We start from the raw sequence: 19,019 nt of genomic DNA, 5'->3' as shown, positions 1-19,019 counted from the left end.
GGGCCGTTCGGGTCGTCCGGGCCGTTCGGGTCGTCCGGGCCGTTCGGGCCGGCCGTACGGCGGGCGGGGGCGGGGCTCGTCACGTGGGCTCCGGCCGGCGGGCGGGGGCGGGGTCCACGGGGGACTCCCGCAGGACGTACCGGGCGACGTCGGCGTGGGTGGCGTACCAGACGCCGTCGTGCCCGGCGATGTGGTCGAGCAGCTCGGAGAGCGCCGCCATCCGGGAGCGGTGCCCGATGATGTGCGGGTGCATGGTGAGCTGGAACAGCCCGCCCTCGGCGTAGGCGGCGTCGAACTCGTCGCGCCAGATGCCGGCGACGTCCCGCGGCGGAGTGTACGGCCGGAGTCCGCCGTAGCGCTCCATCATCAGGTACGGCGCGTCGTCCCTGATCCACTCGACCGGGATCTCCACGACGCCGGTCGGCTCGCCGTCGGCCAGCAGCTCGTACGGCTCGTCGTCGGCCATCAGCGAGGAGTCGTAGACCAGGCCGAGCTCCCGGGTGATGGCGAGGGTGTGGTCGGAGAAGTCCCAGGAGGGGGTGCGGATGCCGACCGGACGGGTGCCGCTGAGTCGCTCCAGCGTGTCGGCGGCACGGAAGGCGAGCTCCCGCTCGTCGGCCGGGTCGAGCAGCATGTTGCGCTCGTGGATCCAGCCGTGCATGGCGACCTCGTGGCCGGCGGCGACGTAGTCGCGCACCTCGCCGGGGTGCAGCAGCGCGGACACCGCCGGCATGAAGAACGACGCCGGGATGCCGTGACGGTCCAGCAGGCGCAGGACGCGGGGCGTGCCCGCGCGGGCGCCGTACTCCCCCTGGGAGAGCTTGCCGGGCCGGGTCTCGCCCTCGCGCAGCGGGATCGTCTCGTGGTCGGAGTCGAAGGAGAGCGCGACGGCGACCCGGGCGCCGCCGGGCCAGGAGCCGGGGGTGAGACCACGCCCGGCGCGCACCCGGTCGACGTGGCCGCGCCAGGTCTGCTCGGACCACTGCCAGGGCTGCTGCCCGGGGGCTTCGGTGGGGTCGGGGACACAGGCGGTCATGGCGGTCACGGTTCCTTCCGGTCCGGTCGGGCGGCGGGGGTGGGGACCCAGGCCCGCTTGAAGGTGGTGAGCTGGAGGGTGACGTCGGCGGCCCGCAGGCCGGGCAGCGAGCCGACGTCGTCGGTCATGTAGCGGAACAGGTCGCCGTAGTGGCGCAGCGCCACCTGGGCGGCGAGGTTGAAGCGCCCCGTGGTCGCCGACAGGTAGCGGGTCAGGGGGTGCGCGGCGAGCTGCTGGCCCGCGGTCTCCAGCCGGCCGGGCTCGACCTCCAGCCAGAGCATGAACTCCACGGCGTAGCCGAGCACCTCGGGTTCGGCGAGCGTGCGGAACCGCAGGCAGCCCCGCCGGACGAGCGACTCGACCCGCCGCTTCGCCGTCGACTCGCTGCTGCCGACGGCCGCGGCGAGGGCCTTGTACGGCATCCGCCCGTCCCGGCCGAGGGCCTGGACGATCGCCTGCTCCAGCTCGTCGAGCCGTTCCGGGGGGCCGTCCCGGAACCGGTCCTCGAAGGGGAGCTCGGCCGCGTCCCGCAGCTCGGCGGCGGCCTCCGGGGTGAGGACGCCGGGGTTCCAGTCGTGGTTGGAGACGAAGGTCCGGATGACCGCGTGCGTCTCGCTCTCGATGACCCGGTCGCCGCCGGGCACGTCGGCGACCAGCACGCGGCCGAGCGCGGCGTGGTCGGGCACGACGAACTCGGCGACGCAGTCGGCGGCGCCGGACACCACCGCCACGAACCTCGCCTCGGGGCGGGCCGCGATCGCGCCGGCGACGTCGTAGGTGGCGCCGGGCCGGCAGCGGAACCGGGTGAGGACCGGCACGCCGAGACCGCAGCGCAGCACGTCCACCACGCCGATGACGCGGAGCATGCCGCTCTCGCCGAGGACGGCGGCGCGGCGGACCACGGTGGACTCGCTCGCGCCGACGAGGCGGGCGACGAGGCTCCAGGGGGCCCGCCCGTTCAGCTGGAGGGCCGCGACGATCGCGCGGTCGAGTTCGTCGACGGGGACGCCGGGTTGCATGCGACCCAGGATTGCTGACGGAATCCCCCAAAAGCAACCCTAAACTGACGCTATCCACGATTCATGGGTAAAATCTGATGGATAAGGCATGGCGGACAGGGGGTGCGACCGCCCGGGGCCGCCGGTCAGATGTCCAGCACCAGGGTGATGGGCCCGTCGTTGACCAGGGTGACCTTCATGTCGGCGCCGAACACCCCGGTCTCCACCCGGGCGCCCAGCGCGCGCAGCTCGGCGCACACCGCCTCCACCAGCGGCTCGGCCACCGGGCCGGGCGCGGCGGCCTGCCACGTGGGGCGGCGGCCCTTGCGGGCGTCGCCGTACAGGGTGAACTGGCTGACCACGAGCAGCGGCGCGCCCACGTCGGAGCAGGACTTCTCGCCGGACAGGATCCGCAGGCCCCACAGCTTGGCGGCGAGCCTCGCGGCCTCGGCCGGGGTGTCGGTGTGCGTCACCCCCACCAGCACCAGGAGGCCGGGCTCGTCGATCGCCCCGGCCGTCACGCCGTCCACCGTCACAGAAGCGGAACTCACCCGCTGCACCACCGCACGCATCCCCCCATCATCTCGCGCATCCGGTGACCCTAGAATCCACGCGAAAGGAGACAAAGGTGTCTGCTGAGTCGTTGGTTGTCGAAGTCGTCCGTTCGGGGTTCGTGGAGTCCACCCACCGGGCGCGGATGCTGGCCGTCGAGGCCGGCGGGTCCCCGGTGAGGGTGCACGGCGCGGTCGACGCCCTGGTGTCGCCGCGCTCGTCGATGAAGCCGCTCCAGGCGCTGGCCATGGTGCGCCACGGCCTCGCCCTGGAGGGCGAGCTGCTCGCGCTGGCCTGCGCCAGCCACTCCGGGGAGCCGTTCCACGTGGAGGGGGCCAGGAAGATCCTCTCCGGGGCCGGCCTGGACGAGAGCGCGCTGCGCTGCCCGGAGGACCTGCCCGCGGACGACGCCGCCCGCGACGAGCTGCTGCGGTCGGGCGGCGGGCCGTCCCGCGTTCACATGAACTGCTCCGGCAAGCACTCGGCGATGCTCGCCACCTGCGTCGCCAACGGCTGGCCCGTGGAGACCTACCTCGACCCGGCGCACCCGCTGCAGCGGGCCATCCGCGAGGTGGTCGAGGAGCTGACCGGCGAGCGCGTCGCCGCCACCGGCGTGGACGGCTGCGGCGCCCCGCTGTTCTTCGTCTCGATGGTGGGCGTGACCCGGGCGTTCCGCGCGTTCGTGCTGGCCGAGCCCGGAACCCCCGAGCGCCGTGTCGCCGACGCCTTCCGCGCCCACCCCGAGTGGACGTCCGGCACCCGGCGGCCCGAGGCCCGGCTGATGCGCGCGGTGCCCGGCCTGATGCTCAAGGCGGGCGCCGAGGCGTTCGACGCGTTCGCCTTCGGCGACGGGCGCGCCGGAACCGTCAAGATCGAGGACGGCGGCCAGCGGGCGCGGACGCCCGTAACGGTCGAGGCGCTGCGCGCGCTGGGCTTCTCCGGTGACGACCTCGACGAGCTGGCGGCCGGGGTGCTGTACGGCGGCGGCCGTCCGGTCGGCGAGGTCCGGGTGCGCCGCCCCTGACCGCTCGCGATCAGGAGATCCGCCTGCGCCGTCCCTGACCGCTCGCGATCAGGCCGCCCCGGTGGTCACGCGCCGCCGGGGCGGTCAGCTCTCGCGGAGTTCCTCGGCCACCAGGCTGGTCCCGATGCCCAGCAGCCAGACATCCTTGACGATGCCGAGCCCCTCGGGGGTGGGGCGCAGGCTGCCCTGCCGCCGCAGGCCCGGGGTCCGCAGGTACAGGCCCATCAGTCCGCCGGCGAAGGCCGCGAGGGCGGCGCCGGCCAACGCCGACGGCACCACGGGGAGCAGGAGCGCCGCGCCGAGGGCGATCTCCGACCTGGCGAGCCAGCGGGTGAACTCCTGCGGGTCCAGGTCCTTGAGGAACGGGTAGGTTCCGGCGGCCATGCCGTGGGTCTGCCGGGCGCGCTCGTCGTTCGCGGCGGCCATGGACAGCCCGGACTCCAGGATGACGAGCCCGGCGGCGACGCGGGCCGGAAGCTGGTGCGGTCGGGCGGTGATCCTCATGGCGGCTCCTCCCATCGCCGGTGAGACGGGCGGGGGACCGTGGTCCTTCCCCCGCCCGCGAGGCGCACGCCCGATTTGTCCTTTCTTGGCGAGGAGCCGCCCACGGTCCTCCTGACGGGAGGCCGTCCACGGTCCGCCCGGCACGCTCCGGGAGAGGCATGGCCCGGGAGAGGTGCCGCCCGGGAACGGCCTACAGGGAGCGGAGCTGCCGGGTCGCGGAGATCGCACCCGACGTCGTCGTGGTGAACGTCCGCATCGAGTCGGCGAACTTCGACAGGTCCCACTCGGCGGGGCCGTGATACCAGTACAGGTTGTCGGCCTGCTGCCCGTTGCCGGTGACCGAGGAGACCACGCGGGCCCAGCGGTCCACGCTGTCGAAGATCACCGCGTACGGCAGGTAGCGGGAGAACAGCTCCACCCGCTGCGCCGGGGGCACCTCGGAGCCGAGCTCGCCCCGGGCGAGGTACTCCCGGAAGCCGAGGGTGTGGGCCAGGGCCGCGGACCCCCTGGCGGTCTTGGCCGGCATGTACTGCCCGCCCACGGCCAGCGCCGCGCCCGCGATGATCAGGGCCAGGCCGAGCACGCCGTACGTGGTGAACCAGGCGAGCGCGACGGTGGCGAGCACACCGGCGAAGGTGAGCACCACGCCGACGGTCGTCCAGCGGGTGCGGACGGTGTCGGGGCGGCGCGCGAACCAGCCCTGGGTGACCACGTCCCGGTAGAGCGCGTCGCGGACCTTGCCGAGGTTCGCCGCGAACGTTCCCTTGAGCTGGGAGAGCGGCACCGCGTCGCGGCCGTCGAAGATCGCGTCGTAGAGCGCCCGCTCGTACGGCATGAGAGAGCCGACCTGGGCGCCCGGCAGCCGCACGAGCGTCCAGTCGGGGGCGTCGTAGGTCTGGCGCGGCTGCTCGTCGATGCGGAGGTAGCCGCGGACGGCCAGGTCCACGATGGTGGCGGTCACGTCGACCACGTCGGCCTGCTCGTCCACGAGCGTGCCGATCTGGCCGGGGCGCACGCCGTCCGGCGGGGCGAAGTGGCCGTTCTGCACCGCGTCGAGCGCGCCGGCCTCGTGGCCGACCACGCGGGCGTCGCGGCCCCGCGTCCAGTAGAGCAGGCCGATGCCGCCGAGCAGCAGGACCAGCAGGCCCGCCAGCGCGCCGCCGGTGACGGCGTCCAGCGTGAAGGCGTTGGACAGCTCGAAGCGGCGCTCCAGGATCGGCGCGCCCTTGGTGGCGCCCGCCGGGTAGCCGACGACGACGGTCAGCACCTCGTTCGCCCCGAGCTCCTGCTGCTCGAAGTCCGCGGTGGTCCCGGTGTGGTCGGGGGAGGCGGCGGTGCAGCCGATCGCGGAGGTCAGCACGCCCGCGAAGCAGGACAGGCTCTGCAACTGGGCGGGCCCGGTCACCTTCACCGTGGCCAGGTCCACCGGGACCGGCCAGCCGCCCACGGCGTACCAGCGCAGCTCCTGGGCGTCGCCCAGCGGGGTCACCGCGCCCTTGACGTCGTACTCCAGCGTGGCGGGGCTCCGGCCGGTGACGGTGAGGGAGTCGCCCTGCAGGGTGCCGCCCCGCAGGCCGGTGATCTGGTAGATCCGGTCGTGGCCGTCGTCGTAGCGGGTCCGGGTGACCAGCTTGCGGGTCGGTCCGGTCCCCTGGAACTCCAGGGTCTCCTTGACGTGCAGGACGCCGTCCGGCCGCAGCTGGAGCTCGACGGCGTCCTTCGTCACCTTCCCGTCGCGCGCGCTCCGCTCGTTCAGTGTCCCCCGCGCGGCGCGTCCGGGTGCGGCGAGCGGCGCGGTCACCGCGGCCCGCCCGGTCTGTCCGGCCCGGGCTGCCCGCCCGGCCTCCGCGGTCCGTCCGGCCGGTACGGTCGCCGCGCCTGCCACGTCCGTCGCGAGGGCCGGGTCCGCCGCGCCCGCCGTGTCCGTCGCGAGGGCCGGAGAGGCGCCCAGGGTGAGTGCGAGGGTGGCGGCAACGGCCAGGCCCCTCGCCGCTCGGTGCATCAGAGATCCCGCCATGGCTCGGGAGCCTATCGAGAACCGCCCATCCGTGGCGGCCAGGCCATAACCAATTTTTCAGTCCTTAAACGTCTATATAGGGATATCCGCTAGATTGCCGGACGGAGATCATTCGTCGGGAAGGCGGTCACATGCGGTCGCGCGGGTCGAGCCCCCTGGCCTTCGGCGTTCTCGGGCTCCTCGCCACGGCCTTCACCGCGGTCGTGGTCGTCGCCGGTCTGGCGGGCGGGGACGACGCCGAGGCCCCGGCCGCCCCCGGGTCGGGCCCCGTGGCGACCGAGAGCCCCGTCCCCGAGCGGGTCGAGGGCGCCGAGGTCGCCCCGCCCAGCTTCCGGCCCCCGCAGCGGCTGAACCTCGGCTCCGCCTCCGGCTCCCGCGTCGCGCCGGTCGCGGCCCGCCGCCCGGTCGTGGACCTGCGCACCATGCGGCGGGCCGACACCGCCGCCCGCCTCAAGCGCAACCCCCTGTACGGCACCGGCGTGATGCTCCCCACGTCCTGCCGCGCCCCGCGCCCCTCGGTCCGGTCGCAGGACATGCTCGCCTACCTCAACGCCGTCACCGCGTGCCTGGACCGGGCGTGGGAGGGGAAGTTCTCGCAGGCCGGGGCGGTGTTCCAGGCTCCCCGCCGGGTCTACTGGTCCCGTCCGGGCCGCGGCCCCTGCGGCACCTACCCCGCCCCGAACGCCGCCGCCTACTACTGCCCCTCCAACCGGGGCATGTACATCGGCCTGAGCCACGTGATCGAGCAGACAGGCCGGCAGAACCCGGCCGGGAACCACGTGCCCTACCTGACGGTCCTCGCCCACGAGTACGGCCATCACGTGCAGTCCATGGCGGGCATCGGCGGCGCCTGGTGGTGGGAGGTCTCCAACCGGTCCAAGGCCGCCCAGAACGCCTACAGCCGCCGGTCGGAGCTCCAGGCGCAGTGCCTGGCCGGGGTATTCGCCCGCAGCGTCCGCACCCCGCTCGCCATCACCGGCTCACGCTGGCAGGAGGTGCTGGAGTCGGAGTACGGCCGCGGCGACGACCAGAACGGCGCGGGCCTGCGCGACCACGGCAGCGGCGAGCATTTCGCCGCCTGGATCCACCAGGGCTGGCGGTACGCCAAGATCGGCTACTGCAACACCTGGGTCGTCCCCGCCTCGCAGGTCAGCTGACCGATCGCCGGCCCCCTCCGGGACCGTCCCCGTTCCTCATCGTTCCTCACCGGGCGAGCGTGGAGGAGACCACCCGGGGCTTTCCCGACCCGAGGAAGAAGACACCCGGGTAGCCCTCGGTCTCGAACCGGGCGCTGCGGTTGCCCCGCAGGGTGGACCGCTCGACGGTCAGGGTGCCGGTGCGGTCGTTGCTGACGAAGAACACGGCCCCGCCGCCCTCGTTGGCGGCGTTGTCCCGGATGACCGAGCCCGCGATCCGGGTGGTGAACCGGTCGCCGTCGTTGTAGATCGCTCCGCCGCTGCCGCCGCCGGGCGTGCCGCCGCGCGCGGGGTTGGCGCCTCTCCCGACCGCCCGGTTGCCGCTCATGACGCTGTTGAGGACGACCCAGGAGACGCCGATGCTGCTCAGCGCGCCGCCGTTGGAGCACACGCCGCCGGTGAAGGTGCTGCCGACGACGTAGACCGGCAGGTCGCGCGACTGGTCGAGCACCCTGATGGCCGCGCCGCCGAGGTCGGGTCCCGTGGTGTCGCAGCGGTTGCGGACGAAGGAGGAGCCGACGACCTTGAACCGGCCGCCGCGCACGAACACCGCGCCGCCGCCTCCGCCGTCGGTCCGCTGCCCGGTGGCGTCGCCGTCGGCGAACGTCAGGTTCTGGACGGTCAGCCGGGGCGTCTCCTGGTCCTGGCAGTGCGACGTGGTCCACTTCTGGGCCCTGTCGCAGGTGTTCATGTAGAGGATCCGCCGTCTTCCCTCGCCGCTGAGGGTGACCTTTCCGCCGCCGTCGAGGACGACCTGGGCGCTGGTGTTGACCACCTTCGCGGTCGCCTTCATCCTGATCGTCACCGGTTTCGGGCCGCAGGAGAACGTGATGATCCCGCCCGCGGCGACCGCCCGGACCACGGCCTCGGAGGTGCAGCTCGCCGGGGTCCCCCTGCCCACGACCCGGGTCGGGCGGGAGGTGTTCACGGCGCGCGCCTCGGCGGGGACGGGGACCCGGCCTGCGGGGTCGCCCGGGGCGAGGCGTGCCGCGGCGGCGGGCGCTCCGCCGGAGGCGACGCGATCCACGGCCGCCGTCGCGGGAGCGCCGGTCATCCCCGCGGTGAGGAGGGCGGCGGACGACGTCAGGGAAACGGCGCCGATGAATCCGTATGAGGAGCGCATGGCGGGACATTACTGCGTTTCCACCCGGCCGGGCGGGGCTTCGCCGTACTCGGCCGGTGGGGCGGCCATGCCGTACGGTGCCTCCCTGAGGCGGCGACCGTTTTGTACGGCTTCGTACGGCGCGACGGCCGTACCGGATGCTCGACGACGGCCCCGTACGGCGCGGTGGCCGTTCCGGGACAGAGCGGACCCGGCGGGTGTGGGCGGACGACGCGGCGGGCATGCCGCCGGGGGACGAGTACGGAGATCGTCGAATGCGAGGGACGGCATGCTGAAGGTGATCGGCGCGGGGTTCCCGCGCACCGGGACCAGTTCCACGAAGGCCGCTCTGGAACGGCTGGGGTTCGGCCCCTGCTACCACATGTTCGAGATCCTCTCGAACCCGGACCACGTCGACCGGTGGCTGCCCGCCGCCTCCGGCGAGCCGATGGACTGGGAGCGGGTGTTCGAGGGCTATCGGTCGACCCAGGACTGGCCGGCCAGCTTCTTCTGGCGCGAGCAGGCGGAGGCGTATCCGGACGCCAAGGTCGTCCTGACCGTGCGCGACCCCCACCGCTGGTACGACAGCATGGGCAACCTGCTCGCCAACGGACCCGGCAGGGAACTGCCGCCGGGCATGCCGGAGAGGGCCGTCGCCGTGTTCGAGGGGATGGCCAGGCTCCGCCCGGTCCTGGACATGATCGGGGGATCCGTCTTCGGCGAGCGCTGGGGTTTCGGGGAGGGACTGCCGAGCGAGGAGATCGCCGTGGCGGCGTTCCACCGCCACGTGGACGCGGTGCGGGAGAGCCTGCCCGCCGACCGGCTGCTGGTCTTCGACGTCCGCGAGGGCTGGGAGCCGCTGTGCCGGTTCCTGGAGGTCGACGTCCCCGAGGGGGAGCCGTTCCCGCACCTGAACGACTCCGACACCATGCGGCGGATGATGGAACGCCTGGTGACCGAGGGAAGGGTCGAGAGCCCCTTCGGGGGAGGCCGCCGCGGCTGAACCGGCCTCCGGAACGCGGGGCGTACGGCGGGCCGGGCTGGGGAGCGGCGCGGGCGGACCGGACGGGCGCGTCGCCGGCGGGGCGGAGTTGGACGGGCCGCCCTACCGGTACTACGGGGTGGCGGTGACCACGACACGAGGCTGGGATAGGGGGCCCGTAATGCCAGATATTGCCTATTTAGGATCCCTTGGGCAAGGCCCAACCTGCAATATTTCAAAAATCTACCCCTAGCGGCAGATCAGGTGAGGCGTGGGTGAACGGAAGGGACTCGGGAGGCGGTCTCCCTCCGGAGATCGTCCCCCCGGGCATCCGCGGCTCGGAGCCCGGCGGCCCGGTGCCCCGGCGGCCGGGCCCGCGCCGGGGAATTCCCCGATCAGCGGACCGGCGCTCCCGGCCCCGGTTAGGATTCCGGTCTGCTCATGACGGTCCCGCCGGGCAGCGCGAGCCGCCGCGCCCGCAGGACCGGCACTCCCGCCGGCGTCCGTGCCGGCACCCCTGTCGGCAGCCCTGAGACCCCCGAGGTGGCATGCGCGGGCCCGTGCCTGGACGACCCCGAGCATGGATACTCGCCCTACTTGTCGGGATTTACTGTCTTATTTCGGGATGTGCGCTCGGGGAAAACCGGGCCGTCGGACCGCCGGGGACACCGGGAACGCTGAGGACACAGAGGGGGCCGGGGGACGGCCCCGGGCCCGGCCGGGCGGCGGCCCCGCTGGTCATGATCCTCGGCGACAGCTTCACCGCCGGCTCCGGACCGGTGAAGCCGTGGCAGACCTACGCCGCCGAGACGGCCCGCGAGCTGGGCTGGCAGCTCGTCACCGCCGGGGCGCCCGGGACGGGCTACGTCAACCCCGGCAGGGTGGGGCGCACGTTCTTCGACTCCTTCGTCCTGGAGCTCTCCTGGCGGCCGGCCCCCGACCTGCTGATCGTCTCCGGCGGGCACAACGATCGAGGGGCCTTCCGTGACCAGGCCGGTCAGGCGGCCAGGGCCCTGCTGGAGACGGTCCGGGCCCGCTGGCCGGGCACCAGGATCGCCGTGGTCGGCCCCATCTGGATGACCCCGGCGCCCCCGTGGGCCTACGGGGTGCGCGACGCCGTCGCGGCCGTCGCCGCGGGGGAGCGGGCGCCCTTCCTGGACCCGATCGACCGGCGCTGGGGCGATGACGCGCTGCTGCCCGACGGGGTCCACCCCACCCGCGAGGGCCACGTCCGCCTCGCCCACTGGCTCGTCGCCGCGCTTCGCGAGCACGGGATCGGCCGGGACGTCTACTGACGTCCCCGCACACGCCGGACCGCCGCGCTCCCCATCCTCCGGCCCCGGACCCCGGACCCCGGACCCCGGACCCTTGGGCTCCTGGCCCCTCCGGACCCGCGGGTCCGGAGGGCGGGGGCGGCCGGTCCGCCGGGCCAGGACGCAAGCCGCGTGCAAACCGATCCCAGCTCCTCCGCAAGTCGCCGCCGTGAGGATGGGCGGCGCGAAAGAAGAGGAGAGATCATGACATTCGGGGACGACCTGCGACGCACGATCAGAGGACGGGTGCTGGTCGCCGGGGACGAGGGGTTCGAACAGGCCGGGAAGGCGTGGAACCTCTCGGTGGACCAGCGGGTCAGGGCCGTGGTGGAGGCGGAGGACGCCGACGATGTGGCCGCGCTGGCCGCCCACGCCCACCGGGCGGGACTGTCGGTGGCCGCCCAGCCGAGCGGTCACGGCGCGTCCGGTGACACGGACGGGGTGATCCTGCTGCGTACCCGGCGGCTCGGCGGCGTGGAGGTGCGGCCGGAGCGGCGCACCGCCCGGGTCGGGGCGGGCGTGGCGTGGGGCGAGGTGCTGGCGGCGACGAGCCCGTACGGCCTGACCGGTCTGGCGGGCAGCTCACCCGCGCCCAACGTGGTGGCCTACACCCTCGGCGGCGGCCTGAGCTGGTTCAGCCGCAGGTACGGCTTCGCCGCCGACGGCGTCCGCGCCTTCGAGGTCGTCGACGCCGAGGGCCGCCGGGGCACCGTGACCGCCGACTCCGACGCCGAGCTGTTCTGGGCGCTGCGCGGCGGCGGCGGGGACTTCGCGCTGGTCACCGCCATCGAGTTCGACCTGCACCCGGCGCCCGCCCTGTACGGCGGGCGCGTCATGTGGCCGGCCGAGCGGGCCCCCGAGGTGCTGGCCGCCTTCCGGGAGATCACCGGGGACGCCCCCGAGGAACTGACCGTGTGGTTCCAGCTGCTGAACCTCCCGCCGCTCCCGGAGCTCCCGGAGTTCCTGCGGGGCCGGTCGGTGGTGACCGTGGACACCACGTTCCTGGGTGAGGCGGATGAGGCCCAGGCGCTGCTGCGCCGCCTCGACAAGATCGACGGTTCGATCATGGACGGCCGGGGGACGCTCCCGGTGGCCGAGCTGGGCGGCGTCTGCGCCGAGCCCACCGCCCCGTCGCCCACCCTCTCCCGGGGGGAACTGCTGACCGCCCTGGACGACACGGTGGCCGGGGCGCTGCTGGCCGAGCCCACCGCCCCGCTGTCCGTCGTGCAGCTCCGCCACCTGGGCGGGGCGCTGGCCCGCCCGGCCGAGGGCGGCGGCGCCTGCGGCCACCTCGCCGAGCCGTACATCCTCGGCCTGATCGGTGTCGTGCCGGATCCCGGGCTGGCGCCCGCGGTGGCGGACCGGCGGGAGGCCATCGTGGCCCGTCTCGGGCGGTACGTCAGCGGGCGCAAGCCGTTCACCTATCTCGGGAGCGGGGAGCGGGCGGCGGCGGCCTTCCCGGACGACGTCCTGGCCCGGCTCCGCGACGTCAAGCGGGCCCGCGACCCGCGCGGGGTGTTCCGGAGCAACCACCCGGTCCTGGGCTGAGGCCGGAAGAACGCGCCCGGCGCGGTCGTCTCCGCGGGAGGCGGTGGCGGCCGCGCCGGGGCTCAGCGGGGGGACATCAGGAGAAGGTGGGCACGGGCGGGGTGCCGGTGCCGTTCCAGGAGCCGATGTAGCCGAAGGTCGTGGAGCCTCCGGCGGGGATCGTGCCGTTCCAGTCGGCGTTGGCGAAGGTGTAGGCGGACCCGGCGGCGGTCATCCTGGCGCTCCAGACCTGGGTGACGCCGACCCCGGAGGGGTAGGTCAGCGTGGTCTTCCAGGAGGTGACGGCGCTCGTGCACCTGATCGTGATCTCGCCCTGGAAGCCGCCCTGCCAGGAGTTGACCAGCTTGTAGGAGGGCGTGCAGCCGCTCGCCTGGCCGGCCAGGGTGGTGAAGCCCACCGTTCCGGACGCCGGGGAGGTGTTGCCCGCGGCGTCGCGGGCGACGACGTGGACGGTGTAGGCGGTGCTCGGGGAGAGACCCGTGAGGGTGAGGGTGGTTCCGGTGGCCGAGCCGAGTTTGGTGGTTCCGGAGTAGACGTCGTAGCCGGTGACGCCGACGTTGTCGGTCGCGGCGGTCCAGGTCAGCGCCGCTCCGGAGGAGGTGACGGACGACACCGACGGCGTGCCCGGCGCGGTCGGCGGCGTGGTGTCGGAGGGGTCGGGACCGCCGGCGGCCAGCGCGTCGTGGATCGCGGTGTAGGCGGGCTTCCTGCCGTAGTTCTCGTCGTACGGCAGGGCCGCGCCCTCCCCCGGGAAGGTATCGGGCACCCAGGAGTACTTGTCGGTGAAGCCCCAGATCGTGACCCCCACGCACCGGCTCACCGCGAGGCAGGCGTCCATGATGTTGCGGTAGTAGGTGGCCTGCTGGGCGTCCTTGGACGAGTCGCGGGGGGTCTTCATCCGGATGTCGATCTCGGTGAACCGGACGTCGACCCCGAGGTCGGCGAAGCGCTGGACGTTCTCCTTGACCTGGCCGGGGAAGCCGTACTGCAGGGAGAGGTGGCCCTGGAAGCCGACGCAGTCGATCGGGACGCCCTGCCCGCGCAGTGTCTTGACCAGGTTGTACATTCCGGTGCTCTTGGAGTTGACGCCTTCGACGTTGTAGTCGTTGATGCACAGCTTGGCGTCGGGGTCGGCGGCGCGGGCGGCGCGGAAGGCGTCGGCGATGTAGCCGCTGCCGAGCTTCCGGTACCAGAACGAGTCGCGCATCGTCCCGTCCTCGTTGAACGCCTCGTTCACGACGTCCCAGGACTTGACGACGGGGTTGTCGGCGTAGCGTCCGACGACCTTGGCGATGTGGTTGTTCATCGCCGAGCGCATGCCGGTGGCGTCGAGGTTCTCCACCCAGCTCGGTGTCTGGCTGTGCCAGACCAGGGTGTGCCCGTGCACCTGCTGGCCGTTCTGCTCGGCGAAGGCGACGACGGCGTCCGCGCCGGAGAAGGTGAACTGGTTCGGGTTCGGCTCGGTGGACTCCCACTTCATGGCGTTCTCGGCCGTGATCTGGTTGAACTCGGTGGCCGCGATGGTCCGGTAGGACGGCTCGTTCGCCAGCTGGCCGGTGGCCACCGCCGTGCCGATGAACCTGCCGCGCGCCTCGGCGTGCGCGCGCAGCGGCTGTGAGGCGTGGGCGGGGGACGCCGTGACGACGGCCGCGACGAGGGCCGGGGCGATCGGCAGGAGGGCGATCGCTCCGGCTGTGATCGCCCTGCGCGTTCGTGACATGGGTGTTCCTTCCTGGGGGGAGACGGGTCCGGGACCCACGGATCGGAAACTTGTGGCACGCCGCCGAAACTTTCAGAATCGGCGTGAGGTGAGGGGGTACGGCCGGGGCCGTACCCCCTCACCGGAGGGAGCCCGTCGGCGGTGGTCAGGGACCGCCGGGGGCCGTCAGGGACCTTGAGGGGCCGTCAGGGACCTTCAAGGGTTTGAGAGCCTTCAGGGGAAGGTGGGCGCGGGCGGGGTGCCGGTGCCGTTCCAGGAGCCGATGTAGCCGAAGGTGACCGACCCGCCGGTGGGGACCGAGCCGTTGTAGCCGACGTTGGCGAAGGCGTAGGTGGACCCGGCGGCGGTCATCGTGGCGTTCCAGACCTGGGTGACGCCGACCCCGGAGGGGTAGGTCAGGCTGGTCTTCCAGGAGGTGACGGCGCTCGTGCACTTGAGGGTGATCTCGGCCTGGAAGCCGCCCTGCCAGGAGTTGACCAGCTTGTAGGAGGGCGTGCAGCCGCTCGCCTGCCCGGCCAGGGTGGTGAACGAGGCGCTGTCGGAGGCGTCGGAGACGTTCCCGGCGGCGTCGCGGGCGACGACGTGGACGGTGTAGGCGGTGCTCGGGGAGAGACCCGTGAGGGTGAGGGTGGTGGTCGTGGCCGAGCCGAGCTTCGTGGTGCCGGAGTAGACGTCGTAGCCGGTGACGCCGACGTTGTCGGTCGCGGCGGTCCAGGTCAGCGTGGCGCCGGAGGAGGTGATCCCGGAGACCGCGGGCTTGCCGGGCTTGCCGGGCTTCTGGGTGTCGGGGTCGGGGTTCGGGCCGCCGTAGATCGTGGCCTCGCGGGAGGTCGACGCGATGCCGTCGGCCCCGTTGAAGAGGCGCTGGCCCCAGCTCGTCAGGCTGGCGGAGTTGAAGTTGTTGACCTGGTCGAGATACTCGACGCCGCCGCCGTTGCCGCTCCAGGACCAGCCGAGGTAGCCGAGGCCCCGGGACTGCGCCTGGGCCATGATCGTGTCCTCGTCGGGGTTGCCGTCGGAGTGGTTGAACCCGAACTCACCGATCACCAACGGCAGGTTCGCCGTCTGGAAGCGCTGCATGTAGTCGGTGACCTCGGAGGCGGTGTCGAACACGCCGTACATGTGGACGGAGAAGACGGTGTTGCGCTGCGGGTCGGCGGCGAACACGGTCGCCGCGTTGTCGCGCATGGTGAAGCTCCAGTCCTGGCCCCAGTTGGGGGCGTCGACCATGAGCAGGTGCTGGAACCCGGCATCCCGCATCCGCTTGACCGCGGCGGAGGTCGCCTGGGTCCAGCCGGGGGTGGTGGCGGTGTTGCCGAACGGCTCGTTGCCGATGTTGATGACGACGTAGTCCTCCTGGCCGGTGACCGCGCTCTTCACACTGACCCAGTAGTCGACGGCCTGGTCGAGGGTGTAGGCGCCGCTCTGCTCGCCGTACCCGGTGGTGTCGTGGTTCTCCAGCACGCAGATCAGCTTGTTCTGCTTGCACAGCGAGACGACATTGGCCACGTCGGAGGCGGCGTTGGGGGTCCAGCGCCCGCCGCTCAGCACCACGCGGACGGTGTTTGCGCCGTGGGACTTGATGCCGGCGAAGGAGCCGGTCTGGGCCGGGTACCAGGTGTGCGCGTGGCTGGTGCCGCGCATGACGAACGGGGTGCCGTTCCCCTCAAGGATCTTGGTGCCGCTCACGTGGAGCCCGGTGGCGGCGTGGGCGGCGGGGGGCGCCCAGACGAAGAACGATGCCAGGAGCGCGACGAGGAATGCGAGTCGTATTCTCATACCTGCCTCTTCCGGGATGACCCGGAGGTCGTGCGAGGGTGGGGGTGTCGTAGGGGCCGGGGGAGAGGGGCCCGGCCGGACGGAGGGGTCCGTCACGTCCGGCCGGGGGCCCGGGGCCGCGCCCGCGGCGAGAGTGGGAGAACCGGGGCACGGCGGTCAGGGGTGGATCCGCCGCGCGGTGCGGGAAGGACTCACCGCGCGGCGGGCTCACGGGGTCAGTTCGCGGTGCAGGTGACCGCGGGGACCGCGTTGGTGCCGTTCTGGGTCCCGGTGAACCCGAAGGCGGCCGTGGCGCCGGGCGCCAGGTTGCCGTTCCAGGAGATGTTCCTGACGGTCACGTCCGCCCCGCTCTGGGTGTGGGAGCCGTTCCAGAGCTGGGTGATCGTCTGGCCGTTCGCGAACTTCCAGTTCAGGGTCCAGCCGCTGATGGCCGAGGCGCCCTCGTTCTTGACCGTCACGTCGGCCTGGAAGCCGCCGCCCCAGGAGCTGGTGATCTTGTAGGCGGCGGTGCAGCCGCCGGCCGGGGGCGCCGTCGTGGTGAACGACGTGGTGGCGGACGCGGGGGAGACGTTTCCGGCGGCGTCGCGGGCGATGACGTGGACGGTGTAGGCGGTGCTCGGGGTCAGGCCGGTGAGGGTGAGGGTGGTGGTCGTGGCCGAGCCGAGTTTGGTGGTGCCGGAGTAGACGTCGTAGCCGGTGACGCCGACGTTGTCGGTCGCGGCGGTCCAGGTCAGCGCCGCTCCGGAGGAGGTGACGGACGACACCGACGGCTTGCCGGGCGCGGTCGGCGCGTCCTTGTCCTCCGCGGGGGCGGGGGACGTGGTGAACGACGTGGTGGCGGACGCGGGGGAGGCGTTCCCGGCGGCGTCGCGGGCGATGACGTGGACGGTGTAGGCGGTGCTCGGGGTCAGGCCGGTGAGGGTGAGGGTGGTGGTCGTGGCCGAGCCGAGTTTGGTGGTGCCGGAGTAGACGTCGTAGCCGGTGACGCCGACGTTGTCGGTCGCGGCGGTCCAGGTCAGCGCCGCTCCGGAGGAGGTGACGGCGGAGACGGCGGGCTTGCCGGGCGCGGTCGGCGCGGTCGTGTCCGGCACCGGCGGCGGCTCGTCACCGGGCGGGTCGCCCCACACCTTGGCCGTCCCCGCGTACAGGGTGATGTTCGACGTGCGGACCGGCGTCGCGCCCGGGGTGGTCGGGATGTTCTTGTACGACCAGTCGTTGGACGGGTCCCACGTGCCGGTGCTGGCGATGCGGAACTGCACCTCGCGCCGGTGCTGCGACTGGCCCGCCGGGGCGATCGAGGTGCCCGAGCAGTCCACGGTGACGTAGTAGGTCTTCCCCGACAGCAGGGTCGGCCCGGTGGGCGCCTTGCACTGGTTGTAGGCCGAGGTGACCGTGACCTGGCTCGCGGTGGTGTCGCCGTCGAGGGTGAAGTAGTAGCGGAACGAGCCGTTGTCCAGGACGCGGGCCGGCCAGGCGGACTGGTTCCTGACGATGGCCTTGATCTCGGTGAACGTCGTGCCGGAGGCGTTCACCCCGGCCTCCACGAACATCTCCGGGCCGTCGGGCGTCTCGGCCTTGGGGAAGCCGGCCGACGGGGCTCCGCCGTACTCGGAGTACAGGCGGGCGAGCGCGCTGGTGAAGCCGGCGTTGTAGTCGGTGGCGACCTCGTTCATCACGTAGTCGTCGCGCTTGTCGCTGTAGGCGTCGTCGGGGTCGGGCGGGCCGCCGACGAGCGCGCCGTACAGGGTGTGGCGGGTCTCGACCGGGTTGGTCATCTGGTCGGTCCACGAGCCGTGCGCGGTGCGGTGGTGCGGGTTCTTCGGCGGGTTGTTGCCGAAACCGATCACGTAGGAGGAGTTGCGCGGGTTGTCGCCGAGCGCGTAGTCGATCTGGCGCTTGGCGAAGTCGTGGTAGCGCGCCTTGCGGGTCGGGTCGGTGATCGTGTCGGCGTGGACCAGCGCCGCGAACGAGGTGTTGGCGGCGTAGCGCAGCGACCCCCACCGGTCGAGTACGGCCTGGCCGCCCGGCGAGTACTTCACCCGCTGGCCGTTGACGCCGACCGTCCAGTAGTCGAGCCAGCGGTTGGCGTCGTCGAGGTAGCGCTGCTTGCCGGTCAGCTTGTTCAGCAGCACGTAGGCGCCGTACGACTTGTCGTCCCAGGCGATCGTCCACTTGTACGACTTCGTTGTGGACTGCGGCTCGGTGCCGAGGTTGTCGTAGTAGGACTCGGCCTTGGCGAGGTAGGAGGCGTCCTTGGTGGCCCGGTACAGCCAGATGGCGCCCCAGACCAGCTCGTCGTTGTAGCCGCTCCAGGAGTTGTAGTAGCCCTGGGCGTCGGAGATGCAGTCGCTGTACTTCTTCCGCACGGTGTCGGCGAAGGTGTACAGCTGCTTGGCGTGCGTCAGCAGCGTGTCGGCGTAGGACGGGTTCGTCGGGCGGAAGACCATCGAGGAGGCGGCCATCGCGGCCGCGGTCTCCCCGGCGAGGTCGGATCCGCCGCAGGAGGCGTCGATCTTGTAGGCGGGTCGCTCCATCTGCATCGCCTCGGCCGGACCCCACCAGGCGTGGTCCTTGCCGCCGTTGCCGACCTGCCCGTAGAGCACGTTCGGCGACGGGTGGGCCTTGATGAAGTAGTCGTTGACGAACTTCAGGTTGTTCAGCAGGTGGGTGAGCTGCCCGGAGGAGTCGTAGGCGTCGCGGTACTCCACCGCCCCCCAGGCCAGCATCGTCGTGCTGGCCGCCATGGGCAGGCCGAACTTGACGTGGTCGCCGGCGTCGTACCAGCCGCCGGTCAGGTCGAGCCCGGCGTCCTTGCCGTCGTTGAGGGCCGAGTCGCCGCGCCAGCCGACGCGGTTCCAGCTCGGCAGCTTGCCGGACTGCTGGGCCTCGTAGAACCAGATGGACTTCTGCAGGGCGTCGCCGTAGGCGAACGCCGGGGCGGCGCTCGCCGGCGCCGCCTGGACCACGGCGGGCAGCGGGGCGGCGACCACGGCCGCCAGGCCGAGTGCCGCCAGGTGTTTCCTCATCGGGGGGTGCCTCTCGGGAGACGAGACGGTGCTTGCGGATGAGACGGGGCCGCGGGCCGGCCGGCGCCGGGGGTACGGCGGGCCGGTGTCGGGTGGGACACGGCCGGGCGGGGGAGCGGGGGAAGGGTGCGGCGTGTCCGCCGATGGATGGTGCTCGGGGCGTGACAGCAGGTCAGGGGTGCCGTCACGCCCCGAGGTCTATGGGGAGTACGGCCGGCCGGG

General features: G+C 72.8%; 14 protein-coding genes. 5 read left to right on the top strand and 9 right to left on the bottom strand.

Translation table 11 applies throughout. The features are described from left to right. Positions 1-79 precede the first annotated feature (79 nt). From ACZ6W9_RS31515 to dtd, 3 genes are all read right to left on the bottom strand, one after another. Positions 80-1,036, bottom strand: a complete 957-nt coding sequence (locus ACZ6W9_RS31515) for a polysaccharide deacetylase family protein (protein ID WP_470120982.1) — start codon at positions 1,034-1,036, stop codon at positions 80-82. Between the two features lie 5 nt (positions 1,037-1,041). Continuing rightward, positions 1,042-2,055, bottom strand: coding sequence for an Lrp/AsnC family transcriptional regulator (locus ACZ6W9_RS31510; protein ID WP_389962104.1), 1,014 nt, complete (start codon positions 2,053-2,055; stop codon positions 1,042-1,044). Between the two features lie 125 nt (positions 2,056-2,180). After that, a complete protein-coding gene (dtd, locus tag ACZ6W9_RS31505; protein WP_389962102.1) occupies positions 2,181-2,606 on the bottom strand; it encodes a D-aminoacyl-tRNA deacylase in 426 nt (141 codons plus the stop codon). 71 nt (positions 2,607-2,677) lie between these two features. On the opposite strand from dtd, the gene ACZ6W9_RS31500 reads away from it, so the two are divergent. Further along, positions 2,678-3,610 (top strand): asparaginase, encoded by a 933-nt coding sequence (locus ACZ6W9_RS31500; RefSeq protein WP_470120980.1) that lies wholly within the window; start codon positions 2,678-2,680, stop codon positions 3,608-3,610. An 84-nt stretch (positions 3,611-3,694) separates the two neighbouring features. Here ACZ6W9_RS31500 and ACZ6W9_RS31495 read toward each other — a convergent pair whose 3' ends face one another. Next, the gene (locus ACZ6W9_RS31495; RefSeq protein ID WP_470120978.1) at positions 3,695-4,114 is read right to left on the bottom strand and encodes a hypothetical protein; all 420 of its coding nucleotides are present in this window, start codon (positions 4,112-4,114) and stop codon (positions 3,695-3,697) included. Positions 4,115-4,304: 190 nt separating this feature from the next. Continuing rightward, on the bottom strand, positions 4,305-6,131 hold the full coding sequence (locus ACZ6W9_RS31490; RefSeq protein WP_470120976.1) for a DUF2207 domain-containing protein: 1,827 nt from the start codon (positions 6,129-6,131) through the stop codon (positions 4,305-4,307). A 131-nt stretch (positions 6,132-6,262) separates the two neighbouring features. On the opposite strand from ACZ6W9_RS31490, the gene ACZ6W9_RS31485 reads away from it, so the two are divergent. After that, a complete protein-coding gene (locus tag ACZ6W9_RS31485; protein WP_389962094.1) occupies positions 6,263-7,288 on the top strand; it encodes a neutral zinc metallopeptidase in 1,026 nt (341 codons plus the stop codon). Between the two features lie 46 nt (positions 7,289-7,334). On the opposite strand, the gene ACZ6W9_RS31480 is transcribed toward ACZ6W9_RS31485, so the two are convergent. Beyond that, positions 7,335-8,450: a hypothetical protein gene (locus ACZ6W9_RS31480; protein WP_470120974.1), complete on the bottom strand. Its 1,116-nt coding sequence runs from the start codon at positions 8,448-8,450 to the stop codon at positions 7,335-7,337. Positions 8,451-8,718: 268 nt separating this feature from the next. On the opposite strand from ACZ6W9_RS31480, the gene ACZ6W9_RS31475 reads away from it, so the two are divergent. The 3 genes from ACZ6W9_RS31475 (at position 8,719) to ACZ6W9_RS31465 (ending at position 12,272) form a co-directional block, all read left to right on the top strand. Continuing rightward, on the top strand, positions 8,719-9,432 hold the full coding sequence (locus ACZ6W9_RS31475; RefSeq protein WP_470120972.1) for a sulfotransferase family protein: 714 nt from the start codon (positions 8,719-8,721) through the stop codon (positions 9,430-9,432). A gap of 719 nt (positions 9,433-10,151) precedes the next feature. Then, on the top strand, positions 10,152-10,706 hold the full coding sequence (locus tag ACZ6W9_RS31470) for an SGNH/GDSL hydrolase family protein (RefSeq protein ID WP_389962088.1): 555 nt from the start codon (positions 10,152-10,154) through the stop codon (positions 10,704-10,706). Between the two features lie 222 nt (positions 10,707-10,928). Beyond that, entirely contained in the window at positions 10,929-12,272 is a 1,344-nt protein-coding gene (locus ACZ6W9_RS31465; RefSeq protein WP_470120970.1) for an FAD-binding oxidoreductase, read from the top strand. A 76-nt stretch (positions 12,273-12,348) separates the two neighbouring features. On the opposite strand, the gene ACZ6W9_RS31460 is transcribed toward ACZ6W9_RS31465, so the two are convergent. From ACZ6W9_RS31460 to ACZ6W9_RS31450, 3 genes are all read right to left on the bottom strand, one after another. Then, positions 12,349-13,992, bottom strand: coding sequence for an endo-1,4-beta-xylanase (locus ACZ6W9_RS31460; protein WP_470120968.1), 1,644 nt, complete (start codon positions 13,990-13,992; stop codon positions 12,349-12,351). A 213-nt stretch (positions 13,993-14,205) separates the two neighbouring features. Beyond that, the gene (locus tag ACZ6W9_RS31455; protein WP_470120966.1) at positions 14,206-15,771 is read right to left on the bottom strand and encodes a cellulase family glycosylhydrolase; all 1,566 of its coding nucleotides are present in this window, start codon (positions 15,769-15,771) and stop codon (positions 14,206-14,208) included. A 215-nt stretch (positions 15,772-15,986) separates the two neighbouring features. Further along, complete coding sequence (locus tag ACZ6W9_RS31450) at positions 15,987-18,797, bottom strand: glycoside hydrolase family 9 protein (RefSeq protein ID WP_470120964.1); 2,811 nt, start codon at positions 18,795-18,797, stop codon at positions 15,987-15,989. Between the last annotated feature and the right edge of the window lie 222 nt (positions 18,798-19,019).

The organism is Streptosporangium sp. NPDC053982 (assembly GCF_055585205.1).
This window is presented reverse-complemented; position numbering and strand designations above follow the sequence as displayed.